Annotated in this window: 46 protein-coding genes, 1 tRNA gene and 1 pseudogene; 25 read left to right on the top strand and 23 right to left on the bottom strand. The window is 47.0% G+C overall.

Annotated elements, in window-relative coordinates:
* The 20 genes from NA197_RS09595 to NA197_RS09500 all read right to left on the bottom strand — a co-directional run bounded on the left by NA197_RS09595 (position 1) and on the right by NA197_RS09500 (position 10,100).
* Entirely contained in the window at positions 1-405 is a 405-nt protein-coding gene (locus NA197_RS09595) for a hypothetical protein (protein WP_015995317.1), read from the bottom strand.
* Positions 405-794, bottom strand: a complete 390-nt coding sequence (locus tag NA197_RS09590; RefSeq protein ID WP_015995316.1) for a hypothetical protein — start codon at positions 792-794, stop codon at positions 405-407. The genes NA197_RS09595 and NA197_RS09590 overlap by 1 nt, the downstream gene beginning before the upstream one ends.
* Before the next feature lie 3 nt (positions 795-797).
* On the bottom strand, positions 798-1,040 hold the full coding sequence (locus NA197_RS09585) for a DUF2560 family protein (RefSeq protein WP_000807788.1): 243 nt from the start codon (positions 1,038-1,040) through the stop codon (positions 798-800).
* Positions 1,041-1,397: 357 nt separating this feature from the next.
* A complete protein-coding gene (locus NA197_RS09580) occupies positions 1,398-1,919 on the bottom strand; it encodes a KilA-N domain-containing protein (RefSeq protein WP_001028469.1) in 522 nt (173 codons plus the stop codon).
* A gap of 212 nt (positions 1,920-2,131) precedes the next feature.
* Positions 2,132-2,599: a lysis protein gene (locus tag NA197_RS09575; protein WP_001687043.1), complete on the bottom strand. Its 468-nt coding sequence runs from the start codon at positions 2,597-2,599 to the stop codon at positions 2,132-2,134.
* Positions 2,596-3,093, bottom strand: coding sequence for a lysozyme (locus tag NA197_RS09570; protein ID WP_024136257.1), 498 nt, complete (start codon positions 3,091-3,093; stop codon positions 2,596-2,598). Before NA197_RS09570 ends, NA197_RS09575 begins: the two co-directional genes overlap by 4 nt.
* Complete coding sequence (locus NA197_RS09565; protein ID WP_000286100.1) at positions 3,071-3,274, bottom strand: phage holin family protein; 204 nt, start codon at positions 3,272-3,274, stop codon at positions 3,071-3,073. Before NA197_RS09565 ends, NA197_RS09570 begins: the two co-directional genes overlap by 23 nt.
* 438 nt (positions 3,275-3,712) lie before the next feature.
* Complete coding sequence (locus NA197_RS09560) at positions 3,713-4,336, bottom strand: antitermination protein Q (protein WP_438796684.1); 624 nt, start codon at positions 4,334-4,336, stop codon at positions 3,713-3,715.
* Positions 4,333-4,515 (bottom strand): hypothetical protein, encoded by a 183-nt coding sequence (locus NA197_RS09555; protein ID WP_015995309.1) that lies wholly within the window; start codon positions 4,513-4,515, stop codon positions 4,333-4,335. The genes NA197_RS09560 and NA197_RS09555 overlap by 4 nt, the downstream gene beginning before the upstream one ends.
* Before the next feature lie 438 nt (positions 4,516-4,953).
* A complete protein-coding gene (locus NA197_RS09550; protein WP_015995307.1) occupies positions 4,954-5,190 on the bottom strand; it encodes a hypothetical protein in 237 nt (78 codons plus the stop codon).
* Complete coding sequence (locus tag NA197_RS09545; RefSeq protein WP_015995306.1) at positions 5,183-5,353, bottom strand: protein NinF; 171 nt, start codon at positions 5,351-5,353, stop codon at positions 5,183-5,185. Before NA197_RS09545 ends, NA197_RS09550 begins: the two co-directional genes overlap by 8 nt.
* Positions 5,350-5,532: a NinE family protein gene (locus NA197_RS09540; protein WP_000113766.1), complete on the bottom strand. Its 183-nt coding sequence runs from the start codon at positions 5,530-5,532 to the stop codon at positions 5,350-5,352. Before NA197_RS09540 ends, NA197_RS09545 begins: the two co-directional genes overlap by 4 nt.
* Positions 5,499-5,672, bottom strand: a complete 174-nt coding sequence (gene ninD, locus NA197_RS09535; RefSeq protein ID WP_000679702.1) for a protein NinD — start codon at positions 5,670-5,672, stop codon at positions 5,499-5,501. Before ninD ends, NA197_RS09540 begins: the two co-directional genes overlap by 34 nt.
* Complete coding sequence (locus NA197_RS09530; protein WP_000736922.1) at positions 5,669-6,106, bottom strand: recombination protein NinB; 438 nt, start codon at positions 6,104-6,106, stop codon at positions 5,669-5,671. Before NA197_RS09530 ends, ninD begins: the two co-directional genes overlap by 4 nt.
* Before the next feature lie 73 nt (positions 6,107-6,179).
* Complete coding sequence (locus tag NA197_RS09525) at positions 6,180-6,458, bottom strand: hypothetical protein (protein ID WP_001064628.1); 279 nt, start codon at positions 6,456-6,458, stop codon at positions 6,180-6,182.
* On the bottom strand, positions 6,459-8,339 hold the full coding sequence (locus NA197_RS09520) for a toprim domain-containing protein (protein ID WP_015995304.1): 1,881 nt from the start codon (positions 8,337-8,339) through the stop codon (positions 6,459-6,461).
* 110 nt (positions 8,340-8,449) lie between these two features.
* Positions 8,450-9,298: a replication protein gene (locus NA197_RS09515; protein WP_015995303.1), complete on the bottom strand. Its 849-nt coding sequence runs from the start codon at positions 9,296-9,298 to the stop codon at positions 8,450-8,452.
* Entirely contained in the window at positions 9,285-9,446 is a 162-nt protein-coding gene (locus NA197_RS09510; RefSeq protein ID WP_000166968.1) for a hypothetical protein, read from the bottom strand. Before NA197_RS09510 ends, NA197_RS09515 begins: the two co-directional genes overlap by 14 nt.
* A gap of 20 nt (positions 9,447-9,466) precedes the next feature.
* Positions 9,467-9,757, bottom strand: a complete 291-nt coding sequence (locus tag NA197_RS09505) for a CII family transcriptional regulator (RefSeq protein WP_000424138.1) — start codon at positions 9,755-9,757, stop codon at positions 9,467-9,469.
* A 133-nt stretch (positions 9,758-9,890) separates the two neighbouring features.
* Entirely contained in the window at positions 9,891-10,100 is a 210-nt protein-coding gene (locus tag NA197_RS09500) for a helix-turn-helix transcriptional regulator (protein WP_001059982.1), read from the bottom strand.
* 109 nt (positions 10,101-10,209) lie between these two features.
* Between NA197_RS09500 and NA197_RS09495 the strand changes: the two genes are divergently transcribed.
* Genes NA197_RS09495 through NA197_RS09485 form a run of 3 tightly spaced genes read left to right on the top strand, consistent with a single transcriptional unit; the run spans position 10,210 to position 11,631 of the window.
* Complete coding sequence (locus NA197_RS09495) at positions 10,210-10,863, top strand: LexA family protein (RefSeq protein ID WP_001104735.1); 654 nt, start codon at positions 10,210-10,212, stop codon at positions 10,861-10,863.
* Positions 10,863-11,333, top strand: a complete 471-nt coding sequence (locus NA197_RS09490) for a hypothetical protein (RefSeq protein WP_000968836.1) — start codon at positions 10,863-10,865, stop codon at positions 11,331-11,333. Before NA197_RS09495 ends, NA197_RS09490 begins: the two co-directional genes overlap by 1 nt.
* Positions 11,320-11,631: a hypothetical protein gene (locus NA197_RS09485; RefSeq protein WP_000097748.1), complete on the top strand. Its 312-nt coding sequence runs from the start codon at positions 11,320-11,322 to the stop codon at positions 11,629-11,631. Before NA197_RS09490 ends, NA197_RS09485 begins: the two co-directional genes overlap by 14 nt.
* A 136-nt stretch (positions 11,632-11,767) precedes the next feature.
* On the opposite strand, the gene NA197_RS09480 is transcribed toward NA197_RS09485, so the two are convergent.
* Entirely contained in the window at positions 11,768-11,971 is a 204-nt protein-coding gene (locus NA197_RS09480) for a hypothetical protein (protein WP_000834165.1), read from the bottom strand.
* Between the two features lie 331 nt (positions 11,972-12,302).
* Between NA197_RS09480 and NA197_RS09475 the strand changes: the two genes are divergently transcribed.
* The 18 genes and pseudogenes from NA197_RS09475 to NA197_RS09390 all read left to right on the top strand — a co-directional run bounded on the left by NA197_RS09475 (position 12,303) and on the right by NA197_RS09390 (position 20,075).
* Positions 12,303-12,692: a hypothetical protein gene (locus NA197_RS09475; protein ID WP_046722388.1), complete on the top strand. Its 390-nt coding sequence runs from the start codon at positions 12,303-12,305 to the stop codon at positions 12,690-12,692.
* A 78-nt stretch (positions 12,693-12,770) separates the two neighbouring features.
* A complete protein-coding gene (locus tag NA197_RS09470; protein WP_000213981.1) occupies positions 12,771-12,965 on the top strand; it encodes an antirestriction Ral family protein in 195 nt (64 codons plus the stop codon).
* A gap of 83 nt (positions 12,966-13,048) precedes the next feature.
* The gene (locus NA197_RS09465) at positions 13,049-13,897 is read left to right on the top strand and encodes a DUF7666 domain-containing protein (protein ID WP_371062094.1); all 849 of its coding nucleotides are present in this window, start codon (positions 13,049-13,051) and stop codon (positions 13,895-13,897) included.
* A gap of 151 nt (positions 13,898-14,048) precedes the next feature.
* Positions 14,049-14,363: a Superinfection exclusion protein gene (locus tag NA197_RS09460; RefSeq protein ID WP_000776963.1), complete on the top strand. Its 315-nt coding sequence runs from the start codon at positions 14,049-14,051 to the stop codon at positions 14,361-14,363.
* Positions 14,364-14,447: 84 nt separating this feature from the next.
* The gene (locus NA197_RS09455) at positions 14,448-14,606 is read left to right on the top strand and encodes a protease FtsH-inhibitory lysogeny factor CIII (protein ID WP_000141641.1); all 159 of its coding nucleotides are present in this window, start codon (positions 14,448-14,450) and stop codon (positions 14,604-14,606) included.
* Positions 14,587-14,775: a DUF5444 family protein gene (locus tag NA197_RS09450; protein ID WP_000156731.1), complete on the top strand. Its 189-nt coding sequence runs from the start codon at positions 14,587-14,589 to the stop codon at positions 14,773-14,775. The genes NA197_RS09455 and NA197_RS09450 overlap by 20 nt, the downstream gene beginning before the upstream one ends.
* A complete protein-coding gene (locus tag NA197_RS09445; RefSeq protein ID WP_000902092.1) occupies positions 14,765-14,908 on the top strand; it encodes a hypothetical protein in 144 nt (47 codons plus the stop codon). Before NA197_RS09450 ends, NA197_RS09445 begins: the two co-directional genes overlap by 11 nt.
* Positions 14,905-15,612, top strand: coding sequence for a Rad52/Rad22 family DNA repair protein (locus NA197_RS09440; RefSeq protein ID WP_001046968.1), 708 nt, complete (start codon positions 14,905-14,907; stop codon positions 15,610-15,612). Before NA197_RS09445 ends, NA197_RS09440 begins: the two co-directional genes overlap by 4 nt.
* Positions 15,612-15,896, top strand: a complete 285-nt coding sequence (locus NA197_RS09435) for a sigma-70 family RNA polymerase sigma factor (protein ID WP_064042979.1) — start codon at positions 15,612-15,614, stop codon at positions 15,894-15,896. Before NA197_RS09440 ends, NA197_RS09435 begins: the two co-directional genes overlap by 1 nt.
* A 46-nt stretch (positions 15,897-15,942) precedes the next feature.
* Entirely contained in the window at positions 15,943-16,236 is a 294-nt protein-coding gene (locus NA197_RS09430; protein ID WP_020899486.1) for a phage anti-RecBCD protein, read from the top strand.
* A 10-nt stretch (positions 16,237-16,246) separates the two neighbouring features.
* Complete coding sequence (locus NA197_RS09425; RefSeq protein ID WP_072222367.1) at positions 16,247-16,417, top strand: DUF2737 family protein; 171 nt, start codon at positions 16,247-16,249, stop codon at positions 16,415-16,417.
* A complete protein-coding gene (locus NA197_RS09420) occupies positions 16,414-17,031 on the top strand; it encodes a hypothetical protein (protein ID WP_060644596.1) in 618 nt (205 codons plus the stop codon). Before NA197_RS09425 ends, NA197_RS09420 begins: the two co-directional genes overlap by 4 nt.
* Entirely contained in the window at positions 17,028-17,339 is a 312-nt protein-coding gene (locus NA197_RS09415) for an ead/Ea22-like family protein (RefSeq protein WP_065314766.1), read from the top strand. Before NA197_RS09420 ends, NA197_RS09415 begins: the two co-directional genes overlap by 4 nt.
* A gap of 4 nt (positions 17,340-17,343) precedes the next feature.
* Positions 17,344-17,982 carry a DUF551 domain-containing protein gene (locus NA197_RS09410; RefSeq protein WP_226996208.1) on the top strand — a complete coding sequence of 213 codons (639 nt, stop codon included), beginning with the start codon at positions 17,344-17,346 and terminating at the stop codon, positions 17,980-17,982.
* Positions 17,975-18,259: an ASCH domain-containing protein gene (locus NA197_RS09405; RefSeq protein ID WP_023230809.1), complete on the top strand. Its 285-nt coding sequence runs from the start codon at positions 17,975-17,977 to the stop codon at positions 18,257-18,259. Before NA197_RS09410 ends, NA197_RS09405 begins: the two co-directional genes overlap by 8 nt.
* 72 nt (positions 18,260-18,331) lie before the next feature.
* Entirely contained in the window at positions 18,332-18,682 is a 351-nt protein-coding gene (locus tag NA197_RS09400; RefSeq protein ID WP_064043175.1) for a hypothetical protein, read from the top strand.
* A gap of 2 nt (positions 18,683-18,684) precedes the next feature.
* A pseudogene (locus NA197_RS09395) lies at positions 18,685-18,780 on the top strand (helix-turn-helix domain-containing protein); the annotation flags it as partial.
* 131 nt (positions 18,781-18,911) lie between these two features.
* Entirely contained in the window at positions 18,912-20,075 is a 1,164-nt protein-coding gene (locus tag NA197_RS09390; RefSeq protein WP_057518244.1) for an integrase, read from the top strand.
* A gap of 15 nt (positions 20,076-20,090) precedes the next feature.
* On the opposite strand, the gene NA197_RS09385 is transcribed toward NA197_RS09390, so the two are convergent.
* Positions 20,091-20,167: transfer RNA gene (locus tag NA197_RS09385), tRNA-Arg, on the bottom strand.
* A gap of 254 nt (positions 20,168-20,421) precedes the next feature.
* Between NA197_RS09385 and fimW the strand changes: the two genes are divergently transcribed.
* The 4 genes from fimW to fimZ all read left to right on the top strand — a co-directional run bounded on the left by fimW (position 20,422) and on the right by fimZ (position 23,468).
* Positions 20,422-21,018, top strand: coding sequence for a fimbria biosynthesis transcriptional regulator FimW (gene fimW / locus NA197_RS09380; RefSeq protein ID WP_064043174.1), 597 nt, complete (start codon positions 20,422-20,424; stop codon positions 21,016-21,018).
* A gap of 161 nt (positions 21,019-21,179) precedes the next feature.
* Positions 21,180-21,491 (top strand): diguanylate cyclase, encoded by a 312-nt coding sequence (locus tag NA197_RS09375; protein ID WP_031622541.1) that lies wholly within the window; start codon positions 21,180-21,182, stop codon positions 21,489-21,491.
* A gap of 18 nt (positions 21,492-21,509) precedes the next feature.
* Positions 21,510-22,232 (top strand): fimbria biosynthesis regulator FimY, encoded by a 723-nt coding sequence (fimY, locus tag NA197_RS09370; protein ID WP_064000537.1) that lies wholly within the window; start codon positions 21,510-21,512, stop codon positions 22,230-22,232.
* A gap of 603 nt (positions 22,233-22,835) precedes the next feature.
* Positions 22,836-23,468 (top strand): fimbria biosynthesis transcriptional regulator FimZ, encoded by a 633-nt coding sequence (fimZ, locus tag NA197_RS09365; RefSeq protein WP_000801272.1) that lies wholly within the window; start codon positions 22,836-22,838, stop codon positions 23,466-23,468.
* Positions 23,469-23,513: 45 nt separating this feature from the next.
* On the opposite strand, the gene sfmF is transcribed toward fimZ, so the two are convergent.
* Complete coding sequence (gene sfmF, locus NA197_RS09360; RefSeq protein ID WP_000603410.1) at positions 23,514-24,032, bottom strand: fimbria assembly protein; 519 nt, start codon at positions 24,030-24,032, stop codon at positions 23,514-23,516.
* Position 24,033 lies beyond the last annotated feature (1 nt).

Here is a 24,033-nt window from a genome sequence, read left to right as displayed (position 1 = left end):
TTAACTTCCTGATGTTGTTGCGATAGTCACGTTAGCCGAACCATCAAAGGACGTTGAACCTGTGACAGCGCCGGTTAGTGTGATAGTGCGAGCAGTAGATAACTTATCCGCCGTCTCTGCATTCGTTACTGAACCGCTTGCAGAAGTGTACTTAGCTTCAAATGCTGTCTTGCTCATATAGAGCAGCTCGCCGTACTGGCTCCGGAACAGGTATCCGCCAACCTCTGGCTTGAATACGGCTACTGTTTGCGCTGACATGTACTGGTCAGCATACGGGCCGTCGAATTCTGCGTTTGCACTTCCGTCATTAGCGTATTTGATAGCTTTAATCGGAAGAGCAGACACATATACACCGTCAGCATCTTTGTAGAGAGGCCATGATGGCGTGAAGTTTGGGTTTGCCATTACTTGGCTCCTTCTTTTTCTGGTTCATGAAAGAACGGCAGGAAGTGACTGAACATTCTGTCAAGCATGTAGCAGTAGGTTTCGTTTGCGTCGCCAGGATGAGTGGTTACACCAACATCTCGGCAGACATAAAATGCGACGTGAGCACATTCATGAACCAGTGTGGCAGCATTTCCATTGAATACCCCAAGCAGGTAAAGGTTCTCGCCTGTTTCGGTATTGCAATATGACTGTGTTGCCCCCGCCAGCACCTCATTCCCGCCGCTATCAACTCCAAGATGAATACAAGCCTGACCCCACTCTTCCTTTGAACGACACAGGTAGACATTGGCGCTATGGAACAATGGCACGAAGAACCGGGGAAGTTTAGGCCACTTCGTCTTTGCCATTCGTTATGCTCCGGTAGTGAACAGGTCTAACGCTTCCTTCGATTTACGCACCGCTTCGATAGTGCGGGTCGTGATATCAGAATTAGCGCCGCCTGACTGAAAGTGAATTTTGAATAGCTCAAGCTTCAGTTCGTCCGTGCCGATGAATTGAAATGCTTCTTCTGCGGCTGCGTTCTGGTTCATGACCAGCTTGTAAATCTCTAACTGGAATTTCTGTTCTTCAGTCATGGGAATAATCTCTGCCATTGTTGGCTCCGTTTATCCGTTAAAAGGGATATCAGTTAAGTTATCCCGTGTAGGGTATAAGCCATTATCGAGACCACTCATTGAATGGTCTCTGCAATAACCGATGTCTTTCCATCAGTCCGCCACCACAAAGAATCTTTTTTGCCATAAGGCAGGAGGTTCATCTTTCAGTGGCTGCCAGTGTTATTTCCCCACTTACTGGCTTGGGTTGTTTCGTGGTACTGCCGTAACTGGTTACCCAGAATAAATTCCGGTTTCATTATCAAGCCCACCCGTAGATGGGCTTTGTAATGGATAGCTGTTGCTCAGCTCTCGTAATGCTTTGATTTTTCCGATAACGCAGTTTTGCGTTTGCCATCAGCACGCGATATCGAGAGTCAACTGCAGTTGCTCGCGCCAGTACTCAACATTTGCTTCAATAACCGGCTTATCCCATCGCCAGCGAGCCATCTCTCTTGCCCCATTGCTGGCTTTTGATTTCCGGTCATCGCGAATGCGACATGCTTGCTCATATTTCTGCTGCTCAGTCAGTTCACCGCGAAGCAGACTATCAATGTGCAGGTCGCACCATACGGAGAATTTCGGATCGCACCATCTTGCAAAGGCAACTGATAACTTTGGATGCAGCCATGTTCCGCCGCCCCTGTCCTTTCGTGCCTTGCTTGTTTTTACATACCCGGAATCACGGGTATGTAGAATTTTCGATGGCTCACCTGAATAAACCTCATCCAGAGCTCTAACGTATTCGAGAGTTTCAGTGTTGGACAACCAGTGATCCAGACGCTTCCCGAAACGTTTTGCAATATCAGTGGCATTAATCCAGCCATCAGTATTGAAGCGGATAGGTTCGCCTTTGTAATTTAGTGGAACGATATTCATAGCGTCTTACCTTTTAGAAAGATGAGCCTGTTCGCACAGAAAAGCCGCCCCGAGATGGTCGCCACCATATACGGCAGTTCTCAGGCTCAGCTTTCTGAAAGACTCGGGATTGTTACGCGCTGCGATGCGCGGTTTACTGCAGATGTAAAAAAGCCCCGCAAATGCGAGGCATTTTCCTGAAAGTCACTTGTTAAATTTCTATGTGATGGAAATTACTTCAGGCATTGCGTCCTGATGTACTCCTGAAGCGTTCTCAGTGCTGCTTGGTCGCTGATGATTCCGTCCCGGATACCGAGAACGTTTCGTCCAGCAACTGGAGAGAGTTCGACGGTGGCATCATTGCCCATGCCGGAGGCGCTGGAGGTTTCGGCTGAGGATGACACAGGGCATTTTCCTTTGACGAGCACCCGACCACCATTATCAAGCTTGCGCCGAAGAGCATCATTCTCAGCTTTCGCATCAGCAAGCTCCTTTGTGTATCTGGCGTCAAGTTCTGCTACATCACGCTGGCGCGTTTGCATATCGGTAATTGTCGCGTTCGCCAGCGCCAGCTTTTGAGTAACAGTGTCGCGCTGGACTTTGTAGGTGATGGCGTTATCACGATAATGATTAACAGCCCATGACAGGCAGACGATGATGCAGATAACCAGAGCGGAGATAATCGAGGTTAATCTGCTCATTGCTTACCCCACAAACAGACATCACGCTCAACCTCACGACGAGTCATCAGGCCTTTCCATTGCTTACCGCCAGCGTATGTCCAGCGACGTAGCTGATCACATGCACCTTTGATATCACCCTGATTGATTTTGCGAAGAAGCGTCGATGTTCTGAAATTGCCTGCGCCCACATTGTAAACGAACGAGTAAAGAGCGCCGCGCGTTGTTTCCGGTATATCTACTTTGATGTACGGGTTAATTTGTCTGGCGACAGTGATAAGGTCTTTATTCAGGAGGGCTTTGCATTCTGCTTCGGTATACGTTTTACCAGGCATGATGTCTTTTCCGGTGTGGCCATAACACACAGTCAACACACCGACTACGTCCTTATATGGTTTGTATCTGACACCTTCCAGACCATCGTTACCACCGGGGCCAGTGATTAACACAGATGCTATAGCAATAGCCCCGCCACTTATCGCCGCCATTACGCTATTTCGTAGTGCCGGTGACATTGCCATTCAATCTGTCCTCACGCTCTTTGCGTTTGTAGTACCAGTTGATGCCAAATGTGCCGACAGTACAAAGAATACCAATGATGACAGCCCAGTCATTCAGGGAGAGAATGCCACCCATCGCAGTCAGTCCTCCGAAGCTGTAACTGAACCATTCTCTGATTTTGTCCATACGGTACATGCTCTACCCCTTCATTGAGGGGATTTGCTCTATTTAATTAGGAATAAGGTCGATTACTGATAGAACAAATCCAGGATACAGTGATTAGTAACGTGGTTTGTTCGTGACTAATGGCATGAGCAAATCAGGCAGGAGGCTGTTAGCGCAGTCTCTTGCCGCCCATTTTCACGAATCCCAGCCATAGTGCTGGGTTTTCTTTTGTGTAAAACGCCCTACCCCGTCGCCACGAATGAGCAAGGGTATCTGGATGTGTTCTGGTTATTGGTGATAGGGCGCTTTCAGAAATGTCGTGCTTAAAACGCGAAAATCCCCGAGCGGTTAAACTCAGGGCTTTATTTAACGAGTGCATTTATCCATCGTTGAGTCAAATTTACCCAACTTTATTCAAAAAGTCAATATCATGATGTTAATATGTTGCCATCCGTGGCAATCATGCTATTAACGCGTGACTGCATTCAAAATATTGTCTGCGATTGACTCTTCCTTGTGGCATTGCACCACCAAAGCGTCATACAGCGGCTTAACAGTGCGTGACCAGGTGGGTTGGGTAAGGTTTGGGATTAGCATCGTTATGGCGCGATATGCGGCGCTTGCTGGCATTCTTGAATAGCCGACACCTTTGCATCTTCCGCACTCTTTCTCAACAACTCTCCCCCACTGCTCTGTTTTGGCTATATCAACCGCACGGCCTGTACCGTGGCAATCTCTGCATCTTGCGCCCGGCGTCGCTGCACTACGGCAATAATCCGCATAAGCGAATGTTGCGAGCACTTGCAGTACCTTTGCCTTAGTATTTCCTTCAAGCTTTGCAACGCCACGGTATTTCCCCGATACCTTGTGTGCAAATTGCATCAGATAGTTGATAGACTTTTGTTTGTCGTTCTGGCTGAGTTCATGCTTACCGCAGAATGCAGCCATTCCGAATCCGGCTTGTGATTGCGCCATCCCCATAGCAGCCATCACATCAGTACCGGAAAGAGAGTCAGAAGCCGTGGCCCGTGGTGAGTCGCTCATCATCGGGCTTTTTGGCGAATGAAATTTAGCTACGCTTTCGAGTCTCATGCAGCGTCGCCTCCCGCCGGCTTGTTCAATCCAAGCCGGTTCACCAGTTCACGCTCTCGCTCATGCAGATAATCCATTGCCTTCTGGTGTTGCTCCGTCATCTCTCTGACGCTGCGCAATTCAGCTTCGTCACGTTCACGCTGCTGTTTCGCCTGGTTAATGCTGGTTATGCTGCACATTGAGATTCCCCCATGCGGAGTTGAATTCCGTCCTGATACCAGTCTGGTAATGTGAAATCGATGCGCCCTGTAACACCATGCGCCCTTAGCTCCTGTAACCGCTTCAGTTCGTTCTTCATGTGCTGGTATAGCTCATCCATCTGCCATGTCTTTAAGCGCACAGGAACACACGCCAGACGCGCTACACGCTCTATTGTCATCTCCCCATAGACAATCTCCGCATGCGCGGTGAATTCGTATGGGTCTTCTTCAAGTTTTCGGTGACAGCCAACGCAGTGGGCGAAGGCGTTATAGGGATGGTATCTGGTGGCTTTGTGTCGTCGGGATTTGAAGTGGGAACAGTGGAGTTTTTGTCTTTCGTGGTGAAATGATCGTCCGCAGTAATCGCATTGCCAGTCCGTTCGCTCCCTAACCAGTTGGGAGAAAACGTCATCAAACTTATCTCTCTTTAGCGCCATTGTGTCCACCTTTTGTCATTTTTTCAGCATATTCAGGCCAGTGCTTTTTAAGTATTCCATAAGGAACTCTCAGGCTTATTCCATGGCGATTAGCCCAGTTAACCAGGCTGTTTCTGGTTCTTCCAATGGCTGCAGCCATAACGTCTGCAGGAACCTTACCAGCTACACGCCTGATGTAGTCCTGCTCTCTGGGTGAATATGACTTGACGCTATTCATCGTCTTCTTCCTCGTACATTGAGTTATTCGGATCGCTCATCAGTTCTGCGCAGCAGTGCTCACACACATGAACTTCCAGCACATGCAGCTTCTGACCGCAGTTAGCGCACGTTAAAGCTCGCTCGACACTTTCTTGTTCGTAACTTCGATTGGGGTCAATCATCGCGTTTTCCTCGCGCGCTCTCTAAGCCACCGGATATCCCACAGGTGAGCCGTGTAATTGAAGGTTTTTACGTCAGATTCTTTTGGGATTGGCTTTGGTTTATTTCTGGAGCGTTTCGTTGGTAGGTATTTGCAGTTTTCGCAGATTATGTCGGTGATACTTCGTCGCTGTCGTGCCATACGTCCTCCTTCGTCTCTGGCAGCGGGAAATTACCCACTGGCGACCGCTCACATCTGATACACCATTGGTGCCAATAAGGTTGATTTGGCCGGAATCGATAATCGTCTTTGCTTTCTCCGCAGCGGTAGCAGTGTTTCATGCGGCGTCTCCAAACCTCGCTTTCCATTCCAGTGCTAACCGGGCTTCGTCTGACCACTTAACGCCGCGCTCTGTACCGAATGCCTGTATAAGCTCTAATAGCTCCGCAAATTCGCTTACACGCATCCTGCTGGTTGACTGGCCTATTACCACAAAGCCATTCCCGGCAAGGTTAGGGACAACGTCCTGCTGCTTTAATGCTGCGGTAAACACACACTTCCAGCTTTCTGCATCCAGCCATCGTCCATGCCAGTTAACCTGACGTGAGACATCACCAAGGCAAGCCCAAAGCTTCCGATTTTGGTCTAAGCTGCGGTTGCGTTCCTGAATGGTTACTACGATTGGTTTGGTTGGGTCTGGAAGGATTTGCTGTACTGCGTGAATGGCATTTTGCTGATGTGCTGGGGATCGAATTTCAAAGGTTAGTTTTTTCATGTCTTCCCTCTCCACCAAATAAAAAGGCCTGCGATTACCAGCAGGCCTGTTACTAGCTCAGTGATGTAGATGGTCATTGCCAGCACTCCTCATTGTCACGGTCTCTCCATGTGAGCCATATAAACTCATAGACGAACGGGATAAATGCCTCAAAAAACCGTTTCCACTGCTCATCAGAAAATCCTGTCGCTTTATCAACCATCAGCTCTATTGGATGTTGCCCCTTTGGTGGTCGAGTGACACCTGACAACCTTTCAAATTGCATAATGAGCTCTTCTTCGTCGATACATCTGTTCAAAACAGCAATGAAGCGGGGATTCAAAAGCATTTCAGGTATTATTTGGTTGTTCATTCAGTACTCCGTAACATTCTCCTGCCTCCACACTTCGTCATACTCCGACTTCGGCATGTTAGCTATGTAGTTGTATGGTGACGCACCTTCCATTTGCAGGAACTGGTGAGACTGCTCGTCAAGAAATAACGGCACACCGCCTTCCCACCCTTCCCCGTTTCGCTGCTTCTCAAGCATTAAAACAGATGCGGGCGCAGCAAGAAGTTGCTGGTCTTTCTCGTTAATTTGCTCGCCAGCCTGAACGCGCTGTAACGCTCTCTCGCGAGCTTTATTGCGCCAGATGATAAATAGGTTATCTGTCAGGTCTGTAATCGCTCCTGAGCCTTTTACGTCCATCTTTCCGGTAGGTTTCTCCTCGCTGTCTCCCTTTCTGGAGTGAGTGACGAGGATAATGTGAGAGTTGGTTTTATTCTTGAAGTCGCACAGCGCGTCAACAAACGCCTTTTGCCCGTTGTAATCGTCATCGCCAATCCCGCACTTCATGAGGCTGTCGATGATGAATAACTGGATGCCGTATCGCCGTCTGGCATATGTGAAAATTTCAATCAGGCGTTCCGCCTTGGCCGTACCTGTCAGGCCAAATAACCAGAGCCGGTCATCGTAAAACTTAAATGCTGATTCGATTTCCAGAACTGGCGGCATTTTGCAACATGTAGACTGCCGGGTCAGGCGTTTAAGCAGAATCCCGGGCTTCAGTTCAAGCGATGCGACGCATGTTTTTATCCCCTGTCTCATGGCCTCAAGTGCCATATGCCCGACAACCTCCGTTTTTCCGTGACCGTTCACGCCATTGACAAGCGTTAACTCCGCCTCACGGAACTGGAAGTTGTAAGCCAGCGTTTCCCACGGTGGGTTAAACAGATACTGCTGCTTGCCGTAGAAAGCATTGATGGTGTCCTGATAAAACTCACGGGCGCTGTAAAGCTCTTCGGGGTCGAAATATGACGCTGTACCGATGTACTGCCAGATTTCATCCTCAGCGACGCCGTTCATCAGGCATTCGTTGATATCTTTGTGCGGCAGTGTAACCAGACGGCAGCGATGTTCACCGAGTCGGCTTGCGATTTCCCTTGCAGCTTCACGACCAACATCATCACCGTCCATCGAAATGAATATTTCTTCAAACCTGTCGAGGTTATGGTATTCAAACTCAATCCACTGTTGCTTAGCGCCTTTCCCGCCACCGAACGGGACAGATAGCGCCGGAATTCCGTATTGCGCATAGCTCATGCAATCAATTTCGCCTTCGCAAAGCACAACCGCCCTCACGCCAGCATCGAGAGCCTGCCATCCGAACAGACAGGGTTCACAGTCACCTTCTGCCATGATGACTTTCTTCCCGTCCGGACGTTCGGTGCTGATTCTCTTGACCTGCAACAACTCACCATCGCGTTTGTACGGAAGCACCAAAGCATCCAGTTCTCGCTCTCCATTCCACACCTTGCCGCTGACAACCTCGTACCGCTTTACGACTTCTGGAGATATGCCACGCGATTGCAGGTACTCAAGATGGGATTCTGTTCTGGTAACGTAACGGACGATTTTCTTGCGGTCAGGTCTGGAAAATTTCTTCTCACGTCTGGCGTCGAAATGGTGATCATCATCCTTGATACCGAGAAATGCCTTTGCCTCCTGCATAGCCTGATGCAGATTTATTCCCCGACAGGCCATCCACAAATCAAGCATGTCACCGCCGTCGCCCTCAGCGAAATCAGCCCATTTTTTCTTACCGCTAAGGTTAACCTTAAGGCTGTTCCCCTTGTCACCGTTGACGTTGCCGGCAACCCACTCATGCCCATCTTTCTTGCCGTTTGGCAACAGGTGCGGAGCCACCCTGTCAACCTGCGCCCATAGCAGGTCGCTCAGTTCACTTGGAGTCATTACGCTGACCTCAGATCGAGACGGTTAAACCAGAACTCAACGAATGCAGAACTAAGCCAGCCATGGTTATAGCCAGCGATAAGTAACGATTTGATTCTGGATTTCATGATTCACCTGTCGAAAAACACGTAGCCAGTTTTCGATACGGTGATTGCGGATGATGGTTTGGATTGTGGTTGAATTGTTTCTGGCTTTTCGTCGTTCCAGCGCTGACCGTTCAGGTAGCTTGATGGTAACAACCTGTCGAATCCGAACTGCTTACCATTCCTGCATGCGATGTCTTCTGCCAGCATCGTGGCAAACTCGCTTGCCGTACCCCTGGTAGTTTTACGCCATTCCCTGAACTGTGTTCTGAATGCCGAAGCTGCGTTTTTCTTCCCGGCTTTCCGCATACCGGCACACCAGAATATTTCCTCGAATGCCTTATCGGTTTCTTCGTGACGGCCAGATGATTTTTCACACTCCGTCCGAACGCTTTCGGACATAATGTTTTTATCTTGTATTTCTTTCTTTTGAATAGTGTCTTTTGTGTCCCCCTGTTTTGAGGGATAACACTCCCTCAAATTGAGGGATGTTTTATCCCCTGTTTTGAGGGATATTCCCTCATTTTGAGGGATGCGCCATTCTGAGATGTTTTTATTTGGTCCAAACATGCCGCCTTGCTGCTTGATAATATTCATTCTGACGAGTTCTAACTTGGCCTCATTGCACCGTTTGACGGGTAACTTTGTAATCTCGCTAAGTTGAGAATCGGTGATTCTGTCCATTGGTTTATTCCACCCATAGGTTTTACGCAGAATGGCAAGCAGCACTTTAAAATGTCGCTTGGTCAGATCTGCACCTGAATAAGCCTCAAGCAGCATATTTGATAGTCTGGCGTAACCATCATCGAGATCTGCCACATTACGCTCCACGACCGGTTCTAACGGTCTGTAGTCTGCTAACTTAACGACGCCCATGTTTCACTCCTGCTTTGGCTAGTCTGTAAACACCAACAAGGCGCTCTGCGAACGCCCTGTTATTTGCTGCGGCTACCACTAATCCCTCAGGTGAATCAGGATGTCGAATCTCTTCTTTTTCCTGGTATTTCTTACTACGTTTTGTCATAATTACCTCTCCTGATGCCCTTAGAAATCCATCTGGATTTGGTCAGAACGCTCGGTTGCCGCCGGGCGTTTTTTATTTCTCGGCATCACAGCTTCCACCGCTTGCCTTGCTACTTCCCTGATTAAACTCGTCTCCCATACCTTCTCCAGAAGAACGAACGTCACCGCCATATCCTGAATGTTCAGGCGGCTTACTTTTGAATCAGACCATCCCGCCATCTTTGCAAAATTTGTCTGACCCATTGATACGAGTCGGGCGCGAAGCTCTGTTTCCACTTCGCGTATCTTTTTGCTGTGATTTGTGAGTTCCATTACTTAGTATTTCCTGTAGTTAATAGTTAGTTGTGGCTATGCGCACTGGCGCATAAACCTGTGGTTGATTTGTTATCTGGAGTTCGCTTTTCAGCGACGTAGGACGAATGTCCGTTGTTGGAAGTGGTGTTGCTTACGCAGCCTTTGGTGGAAAAAGATCGTCTATGGTTAGTTCGTAACCGTATTCTTTGAACGCATTGATAAAAGCGCGACAAAGATTGATGTCCATTCCCCTTCTGCCTGTCTCGTAATGACAAACTGCACCACGCGTACAACCGAGTACTTTCGCAAGATCTTCCTGCGTTAAACCGAAGCGCTCGCGAAAATTGCGAATATTATTCATAGGATCCTCCTCACCAATAAGTATACACATCGTATTCAATATCGCAATACATAGTTTACGAGTTGTGACTGTTCTTGTTTGATACAAATTGTATAATTTAAGGATGAAAATGAACTGGTATGACATAGCGAAGCAAAGGATTGATCAGCTTGGATTGAATCAGGATAAAGTTGCTGAACACCTTGGTGTAACCAAAGGTGCTGTTAGTCATTGGCTTAACGGAAGAAGGAACCCATCAATACAAGAAATTGGAGCAATTTTTCAATATCTTGGAGTTACAGACGTGAGGTTCAACGCTGACGGAACCTTTAGCGTTGGAGAATCAACAGAACAAAAGCCTGTTAAACCTCAATTTGAATACCCATTCTTCTCTCACGTTCAGGCTGGAATGTTTACACCAGAATTTCGCACATTCACCGAGAGAGATGCAGAATGCTGGATTAGTACGACCAAAAAAGCCAGTGATTCATCTTTTTGGCTTGAAGTTGAAGGCCACTCAATGACGGCTCCAGCGGGATCACGACCAAGCTTTCCTGAAGGAATGCTGATTCTTGTAGACCCAGAAGTTCCTGTAGACCCAGGCGATTTTTGCATTGCAAGGTTATGTGGTGATGAGTTCACTTTTAAGAAGCTCATCAAAGACAGCGGACAAGTATTCCTACAACCGCTAAACCCTCAGTTCCCAATAATGCCATGTAACGAACAATGCAGGGTTGTAGGTAAGGTTGTAGCCAGCCAATGGCCTGATGAGATATTCGGGTGATGATGGATAAGGGATGTTTGGGTGATATACAAATGATTAAAGAACGTATTTCTTATGTTATCCCGATCGCGATAGATGGCAGCAAATCAGGAGCCCCAGTCCTCATCTATGAGATGGCAAAAGACTCATATGAAGTGGATTTGTCATTCGGTATTTTTTTTATCGGTCTTAGAGCGGCCAAGAAATACTCCGTTGGCATCGAGGTGTTCAATGACAATGAGACACCAATTCCAATTGATACAAAGAAATTTTCCAACCATATGTTTTTCACCGTTGCAGAAGCTGGTGATGGAGAAACTGTTGTGTCGGCATCCATAAAAATAACGTTTCCTAAGGTTGAAATTATTAACCCTGGAATATTTGAAGTTAGAGCATCACTGGTTAATCCAGACACCAAAGAAATCATTGATGTGAAAAGCTCTTTTTTCGATATTAAGCGTGCTGGAGTGGTTCGCAATGAGTTCCAATAACACCGTTACTCAGCTTCGTCCAAATCAAGACATCTCTCGCCAAATTGGACACCACTTCACTGATGATGCATACTCACGGCATGGTGGTGGCAATGGCGGTGGTGATGACATGCTAAAACGTGTAGAAAAATTGGAAGAGAAAATAGCTTCTATTAGCACTGATCTAGCTGTTATCAAGGCCACAATGTGTACAAAGGAAGATTTACACAAAGAGCTGAATGGTCAGACTTGGAAAATTGTCATAGCCCTTGTTATTACTGTTCTAATAGCCGTTTTTTCTAAATACTACATAAAGTAACCCTGACGCCGAGCTGGGGTTCACTGCCTGCCGATCCCTACGTAAACAATTCGCCCGCCAACGTAACTCATTGATAATTACGCAAACGCATAGCTATTTCATCCATTTGCCCGCCACCTTGTAACCACAAAGATCCCTACTCTTTCGGCAGTGTCAGAACATCAATAGCCAGTTCTACAGCCAAGTCCACATCCTCTTCCTGCCACAGCACCTGAATCATTTCTATCAAAGCTTCACGCGAAGGTTCGCGCTGCTCTACCAGTACCTGCATCAGCGCAGTACCGAGAACCTCAACCACTTGCGGGTGAAGCTCCGCAAAGAACTCATCCTCACTTTTCACACAGATTCCTCGCTCGTTTTTTGTTCAGGACAGTATGGCATAGAGGATTTAAAAAAATAAATCACTTTAAAAATCAACATAATGTAAACAAAACAACTATGAGGATACAAAATGTATTTGCAATGATGTTTACTATACGTATACTAAACACATCAACAGGACACACTACTCACCAGGATGGTGAACATACAACGATTCAGTGATGAATCTACGCGGCTGAAAAGCCGGAACGACCAAAGTGAGCTTTGGGATGCGATGAATTGCAGTCCATCGAGACAACCAGAAGATAAGCATCTGGCATCGCATCACCAAAGTTCATCAGGAGGTCACTATGACGCGCAGAACAGTTTTCAATGGTTCAGCAGCAGGTCGTCGTCGTGAGCGCCGTGCAGCCCTTCAGAATGCGGTAACGGCAAGCTCAGAAGTATTACACCGCCCTACCCTTAGCCGCGCCCAGATTCAGGCCAAAGGAAAACACGAAACGCCCAAGCGTATTGAAGACGCAAAATCACTTCAGTTCATGGCGAAAGATGCATTCTGGCAACTGGAAGAGTACAAGCGTCAAATTGAGCGTGCTGCAATCGTGTTTGAGAACGAGATACGCAAACCAGCAGACAGTAAAAATCATCGCATTTACTACCACGATGCTAATCCGCTCGGAAATAAAATCCACGCCGTACAGAAGCAGCGCGGAAAATCAATTCCGGATTATTACGATTGAGATGAGATATGGAAGACGAATTTGAAGAGTTCGAAGAGCATCCTCAGGATGTGATGGAACAATACCAGGACTACCAATATGACTACGACTATTGATACCAACCAATGGTGTAGTCGCTTTGTGAAATGCAAAGGCTGCAAGCTTGATGCTGAATGCATGGTGAAGCCTGAGGAAATGGCTCTTGTTAGGGAAGATGGAAAGATTGTCGATAAATGGGCAATCAGAACCACGGCAATGATTGCCAGAGAGCTGGAAAAACTAAAGGCTACATAGTTGGTCTTCTTTTATCTCACTTCAAATATCTAATCAGGTCGCAATGCGGCCTTTTTTATTGCCAAAATTTAAGGAATAACAACATGACCAAAGAAATTGTGACATTCAAGGGATTTAACAAAGACCTAAAGTGCCGTGGCTTTCAGTTTGCAATCGGTGAAACCTTCCATCACGATGGAAAAGTAGAGGCTTGCGGTTCTGGATTTCACGCCTGTGAATGTCCTTTCGATGTTTTCAGTTATTATCCGCCGGCAGAAAGCCGCTATGCGGAAACAATATCTTTTGGTATTACAGACAGTGAAGAAGGAGGTGACACTAAAATAGCCAGTTCCAGTATCACAATTAAGGATGAGTTAACGCTTCCTCAGTTCATTCAACGTGGTATCGAATGGATTTGGAGCAAGATAGATAAGTCTCTTGAGCAGCAGATCATGTGTGGCAACCGGTCAGCGGCAACCAACACTGGCGACTGGTCAGCAGCAACCAACACTGGCGACCGGTCAGCAGCAACCAACACTGGCGACCGATCAGCAGCAACCAACACTGGCGACCGGTCAGCGGCAACCAACACTGGCGACTGGTCAGCAGCAACCAACACTGGCTACCAGTCAGCAGCAACCAACACTGGTAACCGATCAGCAGCAACCAACACTGGCGACCGGTCAGCAGCAACCAACACTGGCGACCGGTCAGCAGCAACCAACACTGGCGACCGGTCAGCAGCGGAAGTGTCTGGATCGCAATCCGTAGCGGCATCACTCGGAATAGAAGGAAAAGCCAGGGCATCTGAAGGCGGAGCTATTGTGCTTTGCTATCGAGATGAAGATGGCGAGTTAATTCATATTCGAGCAAGCAAGGTTGGCGAGAACGGTATTATGCCGAATACATGGTATCAACTGGATAAAGATGGTGAGTTTGTAGAGTGTGAGTGATGCACTTAATGCGGATTCTGTGATTCCGCATTGCGAGCAATATCGCTCGTAACCAAACGAGGACGACGACTCGTTCTGGTTAATCGAAAAATCATCCCTTGATGTTATTTGCCGCTCTATATGGGCGGCATTCTTTTTACCTGGAGGAAATATGAAATTACGTGTCTGGCATATCCCGCAAGTTCCTATGAAGCCATTCATTGTAGAAGTAGCAAGTGTTGAAGAGGGTGTGCGAGTGATGGATGCACTGGCTGATTATGACGCATTTCAGTATGACAACAACATCAAACCTGATTACTGCAACGCTAACGGCCTTGAGATGTGGGATGAGAGCCTTACTGACCAGGATTTGGAAGAAATGGAGCTTACGGATCGCTGGGTGGATTGGTATAGCGAATGCCAGTGTTACGACGACCCGCGTGAATATATCGAAAGCCTGAAAGAAGAAACAACAACAGCCGCCTGAGTGCGGCTGTTTTATCGCATATCCACAGCGCTTCATATCGAGGCGTTTTAGCTATGCCAATAAATGAAAATGGAGAGTCCCACGATGACATTTGCTATCGCGGGCGGTGCCGTCATGGGTATCGCCCAACTTAATGAATCACTTTTAGAGCGTATCACCAGAAAATTACGGGCCGGATGGAAACGTCTCGGTGAAATTCTTAATCAGCCAGGAGTACCACGCCATGACCATTACGCCTGTTAACGGAACAATTCTTGTTCAGCAAGGAAACAGGGAGTTCAACAAGCTATATGAGAAAGTATTTCCGGATACAAAACAGGGAATGTCTGATGCGTATACATGGGCTGCAGGAATAGCTCTTGGTTGGGATAAGTGGCAGGACGAAGAATGGGAGGCGCGTCATGTTGCATGATTTTGATGATAACGAGTTTATTGCCCTCATTCCTCCTGAAATTGAGGAAGAAGTGGAGCAGCAAATTAACTTAGCCGCAGAACGGCAGAATCCGATTATTAGCTGGGATGAATTTGCGGGGTATTACTCATGAATCTGGATCTGTTAGATGAACCGTTCGCTGCTGAAGATATTGAGTGGCGAATACAGCAAAGCGGGAAAACACGCGATGGGAAGTTATGGGCTATGGTGCTGGCTTATGTCACGAACAGGGCAATCATGAAACGCCTGGACGATGTTTGCGGAAAGGCCGGATGGCGCAATGAATATCGCGATATTCCAAACAATGGCGGCGTTGAATGCGGAATATCAATCAAGATTGATTCCGAATGGGTAACTAAATGGGATGCCGCTGAAAACACGCAGGTAGAAGCCGTCAAAGGCGGTCGTTCAGGAGCAATGAAGCGCGCAGCCGTTCAGTGGGGAATAGGACGGTATCTGTATAATCTTGAGGAAGGATTTGCGCAGATATCCAGAGATAAGAAACAAGGATGGCACAGGGCAAAACTGAAGGATGGAACAGGATTTTACTGGCTCCCTCCATCGCTGCCGGACTGGGCCATGCCAGCATCATGCAATCAACCATCACCAGAAAATACCAACCAGAAATCTCCATCGGTTGACTGCGAACAAATCCTGAAAGACTTCAGCGATTATGCAGCAACAGAAACTGACAAGAAAAAGCTAATTGAGAGATATCAGCATGACTGGCAATTATTGGCTGGTCACGATGATGCGCAGACAAAATGCGTTCAGGTAATGAATATCAGAATAAATGAGCTTAAACAGGTGGCTTAATGAGAAGATTAAACATAACTCCAGCTGAGATGGAGTCAGTTTGCGGTCGCATGGTAGCTTGCCGTGCAGCAGAATATCTGGGCCTAAACATAAATCAGTTTTATTACATAGCAAAAAAACTGTCATTAAAAACGGCATTCGTTAAGCCAAGATGGAGCGACGACGAAGACAAAAGAATGCAGACGCTTATCTCATCAGGCTATACACAAAGAAATGTAGCAAAAATTCTCGGGCGAAGTGAAGAGTCGGTAAAAAGCAGGCTATCACGTTTACGAAAGAAATAACCCTATACGTACCACATTATTCGGATAACCTACCCTGGAGTAAATTATGCCTGCACCTCTGTATGGTGCGGATGACCCGCGCAACTGCTCCGGTAGCTCCAAGGCGGAGGTGCTGGAAAATATCAAAAACAATTTCGACACGTTTATCGATCTGCCACCAGAAACAAAAGCAGAACGGATGTACCGACGCGATATACAACTCGCAGAAAAACAGGAAAAAGACCGAATAAACGAAACAGCAATCCGACCATTCCGAAAAGCCACTTACACCAAATTCATTGAAATAGACCCGCGCCTTAAAAATTACCGTTCGCGTTACGGCGCTATCAGCAATAACTGAGGAATTCATCATGAGAGGTTTGTCCTACGACCCCGGAATCCTTCCATCTGAAATGATTATTCGACACCGCTTCAAACCCATCAACGATATCCCACGCGAAGAAATGCTTAAGCGAAATAGTTTTCCATCAGTGAATCAAAACAAATATCTGAATGCGATGTGGCGGAGTGGGAAGAAATGAAAGAAGTGAAAATATACACGATTGTCAGCGACCAGTTATCACCACTAATAACAGGAGAATCATTCTGTACTGATATGGTGCGTCATAGTGATTATGCGGAGCTTGAGGCTAAATACGCGGCGTTGGCGGAGGATAACGATAAAGCAATGGAGTCACTTAAGCAGGGTGATGCAGTTGTTAAGTTGGCGCACGAGAAGTTTTCGGCACTGGCCGCGGAGAATGAGACGCTGAAATACCAAGAGCCAAAGCTGGCAGCGATGATGTCATGCCTTGATGCGTTCTATTCTGACGATGACGTCCCGGAACGAGCCATGATGACCGCCTATAACATTCTTCGCAAGTCGGTAGGCACCCCAGCCACCGACGCTTTTCTGGCGGAGATGCGGGCGCAGGCTCACAAGGAAGGCGCTTACTTTGTTGCTAACCGAATGCTGGCCGCATGGGATGCAGGATTTATCGACGACACAGCAAAGAACGCTGCGGACATCGCACGAATGATACTGACCTCCACAGAATTTATGGCTGATGCGCCGGAAGGCGATTTTGATCGCTCATTCGCCGATGGCGTTCTCGAAGGTATCGCCGCCCAGCTTCGCAAAGGAGTAGCCCAATGAGCAACATCGACAAACAGGTGCTGCGTGAAGAGTTCCGCTACATGCAAGACCACTACAACGATCCGGCAGACCGTAAGAGACAGGAAATATATATCGCTGCTGAAGCGCTGCTGGATGAGCTGGAAGCCGCAGAGAAGCGGATTGCCGAGCTGGAGGCGCGGCAGGTTGTACTGCCGCGTACGCAAGATGTTCACCCGTTAGGGCCACAGTCGGCGAAAATTTTTTGTGATTTTCACAGAAATATTATCAACAGATGCGCCGATGAGATTCGCAAAGTTGGCGTTAATGTCAGCATAAAGGGGGAGTAGGGATATGGCTGAATTTACGAAAGAGCGCATTATCGAAGAGATGAAAGCATCGACGCAGAACACCAGTGGTATGTTTGAAATCAGCGAGGACACCATATGCGCGTTGATGTCCATGCTCGCCTCCCCGCCAGCGCCGGTATCTGTGCCCGCTGCGATGGAAATTGATGATGACTTTGACAGCGCGTTTGAACACGGAAAAGCTGTCGGCTGGAACGCCTATCGCGCCGCCATGCTTCAGGCCGAACCTGTAAGTAATAGTGATGAGTTACCGCTGGACTATCTGCAAGGACACAAAGACGGCCTGGAGTGGGCTGCACAATTGGCAGAAGCCAATCATCCGCAAACAGGTGACTGGTTGTACGACGACCCAATCGATCTTGCCAGGGCGATTCGCAAAGGTCCGGATATGCCTACTGTTCAGGGTGGCAATTCTCCGGTAACTCCGGATGGTTGGATAAGCTGTAGTGAGCGAATGCCGGATAAGTTAATTCCGGTAATTGTCATGTATGAAGACGGTGAGATGTGGTCTGCAATGTGGAATGGCAATCGCTGGAATGATGGCACCGAATATCCGGATCCGTACTCAGTTACGCACTGGCGTGAAATGCCAGCAGCACCGCAGCAGGAGGTTAACCGTGGCTAACCTGCAACTTGCCGTCAAAGGTGAATACTTCGACGCCATGATTCGCGGAGAGAAAACGGAAGAGTATCGCTTGTGTAATGACTACTGGAATAAGCGAATTATGTTCCGGGAGTATGACCGCCTGATTATCACGAAGGGATATCCGAAGCGCGACGATTCCAGCCGCAGAATTGATATTACGTATGACGGATATGAAATCAAGACAATCACACATCCCCACTTCGGCGATAAACCGGTAAAGGTGTTCGCGATAAAGGTGAATATCGGCAATGAATAACAATCCTCGCACTCGCGGGGATTTCTTTTATCTTAACTCGCTACGGCGAGTTTTGTTTTATGGAGATGATAAATGTCAGATTTAGCTATGAAGGTTTTGAAATGGCAATCGAATGGCCATGTTGGCATAAGTAGTGCAACTATGGCTTCTATTGCTCTTGGGCTGGAAAAGAACTTCTACCACGGACGGTTTGACGCACCAAGAGACCCTGCCGATTTGCGAAGATGCATGATGCTCGTAGATGAAATACCTGAAATTAAAGATAGCTTTCCGCTCATAGCGAAAAAGGTAAAGCGGTTTTCTCCGATTTTACGTGAGTGGGATTCACTTATTGCTCTGCTTAAGCTTGAGCTTAAGAGGCCAGATAAGCGAGCACCAAAAACATATAAATGGATAAATGAGCTTCTTTCTGAGCAGGAGTAACCATGGAATCACACAGCCTCACACTCGATGAGGCCTGTGCATTTCTCAAAATATCCAGACCTACCGCCACAAACTGGATTCGCACAGGCCGCCTTCAGGCAACACGCAAAGACCCCACCAAACCGAAATCTCCTTACCTCACCACACGACAAGCCTGCATTGCGGCGCTTCAATCTCCGCTGCATACTGTTAAGGTGAGCGCGGGTGATGACATAAAAGAGGAAAGAAAATGTCTATCTTCCGCAGAGGTGAAATATGGTACGCGTCCTACTCGACACCGGGCGGGAAGCGAATTAAGGAAAGCCTTGGGACTTCCGACAAGCGGCTCGCTACTGAGCTACATGACAAGCGCAAAGCTGAATTGTGGCGAGTAGACAGGCTTGGTGATTTCCCTGATGTAACGTTTGATGATGCCTGCATGCGCTGGCTTGAGGAAAAAGCGGAGAAGAAATCACTGAAAGATGACCGTAGCCGTATGGCTTTCTGGCTGGCGCATTTTGAGGGAGTACGGTTAAAGGATGTAACCGAGCAAAAGATTTACTTAGCAGTAAACAAGATGAGCAACCGCAAACAGCTTGAGATATGGAAAATCAAAGCTGCCGCGGCGCAGAAGAATGGAGAACCTGCACCAATCTATTCAGCTAAACCGGTCACAACCTCCACTAAGGCCAAACACCTGGCATTAATGAAGGCTATTCTGCGTGCAGCAGAACGTGACTGGAAATGGCTGGAGAAAGCGCCTGTAATCAAGGTTCCAGCCGTCAGAAACAAACGCGTCAGATGGCTGGAGAAAGAAGAGGCAAAACGCCTGATTGATGAATGCCCTGAACCGTTGAAATCTGTTGTTAAATTTGCGCTGGCAACAGGACTTAGGCGGTCTAACATCATCAATATGGAATGGCAACAGATTGACATGCAACGTCGTGTTGCCTGGGTGAACCCTGAAGACAGCAAGTCAAACCGCGCTATTGGCGTAGCGCTAAATGACACTGCCTGTAAGGTATTGCGTGACCAGATTGGTAAGCATCATAAATGGGTGTTCGTGCATACGAAAGAAGGCATCCGGCCCGATGGCTCAAAGACTCCGACTATCAGAAAGATGCGCGTCGATGACCAGCGAGCATGGAATGCAGCTTGCCGCCGGGCTGGAATTGAGGATTTCCGTTTCCACGATCTGAGGCACACGTGGGCCAGTTGGCTAATTCAGTCCGGAGTGCCGCTTTCTGTTCTGCAGGAAATGGGAGGATGGGAGAGCATCGATATGGTGCGCCGATATGCTCACCTTGCGCCGAATCATTTAACGGAACACGCGAAGCAAATTGACTCGATTTTCAGTGATGATGTCACAAATATGTCCCATATGGAAAATAAGGAGGGAATTAAAGAGGCGTAACCAGTTGATATATAATGGTGCGCCCTGCAGGATTCGAACCTGCGACCCACGGCTTAGAAGGCCGTTGCTCTATCCAACTGAGCTAAGGGCGCCTTGTGAAGTGAAGACTTCGTGTAGACGAAACGCGAGAATTATACGGTCAGGCACTCCTGAGTCAATGGCTTTTGTTCTGGTTGCTGACTAAGTGTACGAATATCGTCTTTTCTGGCGCTATGCCAGGTTCCAGGAAATCGCCTGGACACATCTCAGCACGCATAAAGTGGGAATTAAGGCCGCCAGTATTTAGAAAATCAATAAGTTTCTTTAATATTTCACCATGATTCACCTGCCGTGTAGGATATTTTTTATGCTGCGTATCGCTATTAAGGAACAAAACAGTCACTTTGAGCATGGGTTGAAAATCATCATGACGCGTCTGGCGAATCAATGGCAGCAGGAAATTGACTTTCTGCCGCCAGAAGAGATAGATAATGCCGATATCGCTTTCCTGGCCCTGGATGATGATTGGTTCAGCGCAGGCTGTTACCAGATACCTATGCATACCCAACATCAGCTACGGGTAATTATTTGTAATAAATGCGATAAAGAAAAGCTCATGTTCAGACCATGTCTGTATATGCTGCCGCATATTTATCGGGAAGATGATGTTGAAGAAATTACCCGGAAAATGATATTGATCTTACATAAGCGAGCGCTTCGACATAGCGTCCCTTCCGGCGTCTGCCACTACTGCACGACTCGCCATTTTTCAGTAACAGAACGTCACTTATTAAAACTGATCGCCAGCGGTTATCATTTAAGCGAAACGGCCGCTTTACTTTCACTTTCTGAAGAGCAGACAAAGTCACTCCGCCGGAGCATTATGCGAAAATTACATGTTAAAACGGAGCAGCAGTTTTTAAAGTATATTAGAGTTAACCTTCATTTCTTACTCAGTAAGTAAACTCGCTTAACTTTTTACAAGGCTTACGAAATATCTCACCAATAATTAAGTAACGATACCTACAGGCATTTTTTTAACGCTGCCACAATGATGCCCATAATATCCTGATAGATTCAGGAGCCGAAAATATATGGCTGCATCATAAATGCCTGGAGGAGTGTCTGGTGGCACAGGGTACTTTATTAAAGGAAAGGATAAATCCCCCACACCGGGCGTCTTCGCCAACACGCCATTCATATCTTAACAGCGGATTGTTAAAATCTGAGCCAATCGTTAATCTCTCAACTGCGCAATTAATCAGCTATGAGGTCCTGACGCAACTTCCGTCAGAACATGATAGCGAAGTTTTTTTTCAGCAGTTAATGCTGATGGAAGGCATTGAAACATCAGAGCAACGAAGCATTGCTTTTTACGCTGGTGCAACGATGGGACAAGGTTATTTATGGCCAGCCATATTACCAGATATATATTAGAGCAATGGAAAAAGCAGGATGCGCAGCGTACCACGCAGGGAAAGACACCGCCGTTTAAGAAATGCCAAAGACTGCGCCTGCCGTTATCACTCTCCAACGCCGCAGATATTTGATCGCCTTGAGTTACTGAACCAACAGCTCAATTATGCCTTGCCGGTTGGTATCATTTCTCAGGCAATAGTTACAACCGATAACTACCTCGGCTATTCGCTCAGTCACTACTTATTTTCCGGAAAACGCACCGCAGCATTCCGCTCATTAGATGACATTTCTTTGTGGATTGAAAAGGGGTCGCTCAGACAACTGATTGTAGATATGGAGATGCTACCTGTCTCCTGTATTGAGGCGCTTAACCAGCTACGCGCGCTCAGTTGGCAACAAAGCGATATCCAGATTTACCTGCTGGTATCAGATAAAACCCCCGCTATAGCTCAGTTTATCCGTATGGCTGGGCGTTTTTTTGTTCTGTCGCGACGACAAAATCTGGCCTCAGTACGCGAAGCCTTGTTATCAGCCGCCGAACCTCGCTTATCGGAAAGCTTTAGCCGTACTGACTGGTTGATGATTGAAACTTTAGCGCAAGGCGCCTCTTTAAAAGAAATAGCACGTCAGCAAAGCGTACCTTATCATCGTGTGGTTTACCGGCTTAAACAACTTATCACCCTCCTTCACCTTCCCCACAGGCAAAGCTTTCTTCGGCTGATCCAGCAGCTAAACGTTACTTTCCACGACATTTTTTAACGAAGTAACATTTTGGTGAATAAGATTTTTTAAGAAATTACTTATTTTCACTGCCATTAAATGTAAATATTTCACATAAAATTAATATTTACAACTCGTCCTGGTAAGCGACAAAAAATTTTTTCTTACATCGTCCCCTGTTCCTCCTTGTTTTTTGCGGTCTCCAGCGTCAACATCTTTCTGTTATTACATAACAAATACTAAACAATTAGTCTTTCATATTATTTTTATACTTAAAAACAACAGTTTAAACCACTTAATGTCAACTCTAAAGAAAATAGCTCCACCACGAACAAATTTTCTATAACGCCACAGAACATCCTACCCGCTATCCATAATTCGCATTTCGCAAGACTTTTCCGAGAAATCAGACCAGGTATAATCCATATTGTCTTTACTTAATCAGAAATTTCTTTTTTGTTGGTGCGAAATGGATATTCCACATATTTATTACTCTTACGCAAAATAGCCAGTCAACAGGGAGGTCTCATTCTTTATTATTGCTCCACCGTGTGGTGTGTAGATCTGGCTATTTCACAATCTTTAAGGTGTCTGACGCTTATTCTAAAACGAAGGACGCATAACAGTCTGAGGCATACAACAATGAAACCTGCATCTGTTATCATTATGGACGAACACCCTATTGTAAGAATGTCGATCGAAGTTTTACTCGGTAAAAATAGCAATATTCAGGTTGTCCTGAAAACGGATGATAGCCGAACAGCGATAGAGTATCTGCGCACTTATCCTGTTGATCTTGTCATTCTGGATATTGAATTACCGGGCACCGACGGCTTTACCTTACTTAAACGAATCAAATCTATCCAGGAACATACCCGGATACTTTTTTTATCGTCGAAATCAGAGGCTTTTTATGCCGGAAGAGCAATAAGAGCGGGCGCAAACGGATTTGTAAGTAAACGCAAAGACCTCAATGATATTTATAATGCGGTAAAAATGATTTTATCCGGCTATTCTTTTTTTCCATCTGAGACGCTTAACTTTATCAGTAATACCCGTCCCCCCAAAGGCGGGCACCATGATATGCCACTATCTAACCGCGAAGTTACCGTGCTGCGCTATCTGGCCAATGGAATGTCTAACAAAGAAATTGCCGAGCAACTTTTATTGAGTAACAAGACTATCAGCGCGCATAAGGCCAATATATTTTCTAAACTTGGCCTTCACTCTATCGTTGAGCTTATAGATTACGCCAAATCACACGAATTATTGTAAATGTACTCCCGACGAATTATCGTTCGGGAGCCACAATAACGGACACTAATTGTAATTGATCAGGAAGGTCGCATCCGCGTTAGCAAGTCCGGGCTGCACGCCATCGGCTAAGGCGATATAGTTCGCATAGAATTTCAGGGTAGCATTGCCGTTGTTGTCAATATCGACGGCCTTGCTGGCCTGTTCAAGCGGCAATCGACGTTGATCGCCATCGCGAATTTCAATCGCCAGTTTTTGCGCCATTGCCGTATCAGCAAGCGCCAGTAATGCCGTGCCGGGCGCTGGCGTCCCGGAAAACGTTATAGACGCCGACCCCGGCGGGCAGCCTTCAAGTTTTAGGCTAAAGGCTACCGGTTGCGTGGCGTCACCGGCGGCGTGAAGTTGTTTTGTCGGCCAGGTGCCGAGGTTAACCGATTTGTTACTGTCGCCCGCCACCACGGCGCAGGTAAAATCCACCACGTTACCGCGCAGTTCAATATTCACTTCGCCCAGAGATGAGTTGGCCTGACTCAGCGGGCTGAACAAAACACAACCAATAGTGATGAAAACGCGCCGAAGGATCATT

Origin of the sequence: Salmonella sp. NW884 (genome assembly GCF_051700745.1) — a bacterium.
In the GTDB taxonomy this organism is placed as follows: Bacteria; Pseudomonadota; Gammaproteobacteria; order Enterobacterales; family Enterobacteriaceae; genus Salmonella; species Salmonella enterica.
Note: the sequence above shows the minus strand (reverse complement) of the source record. Positions and strands in the feature narration are given on the sequence as shown.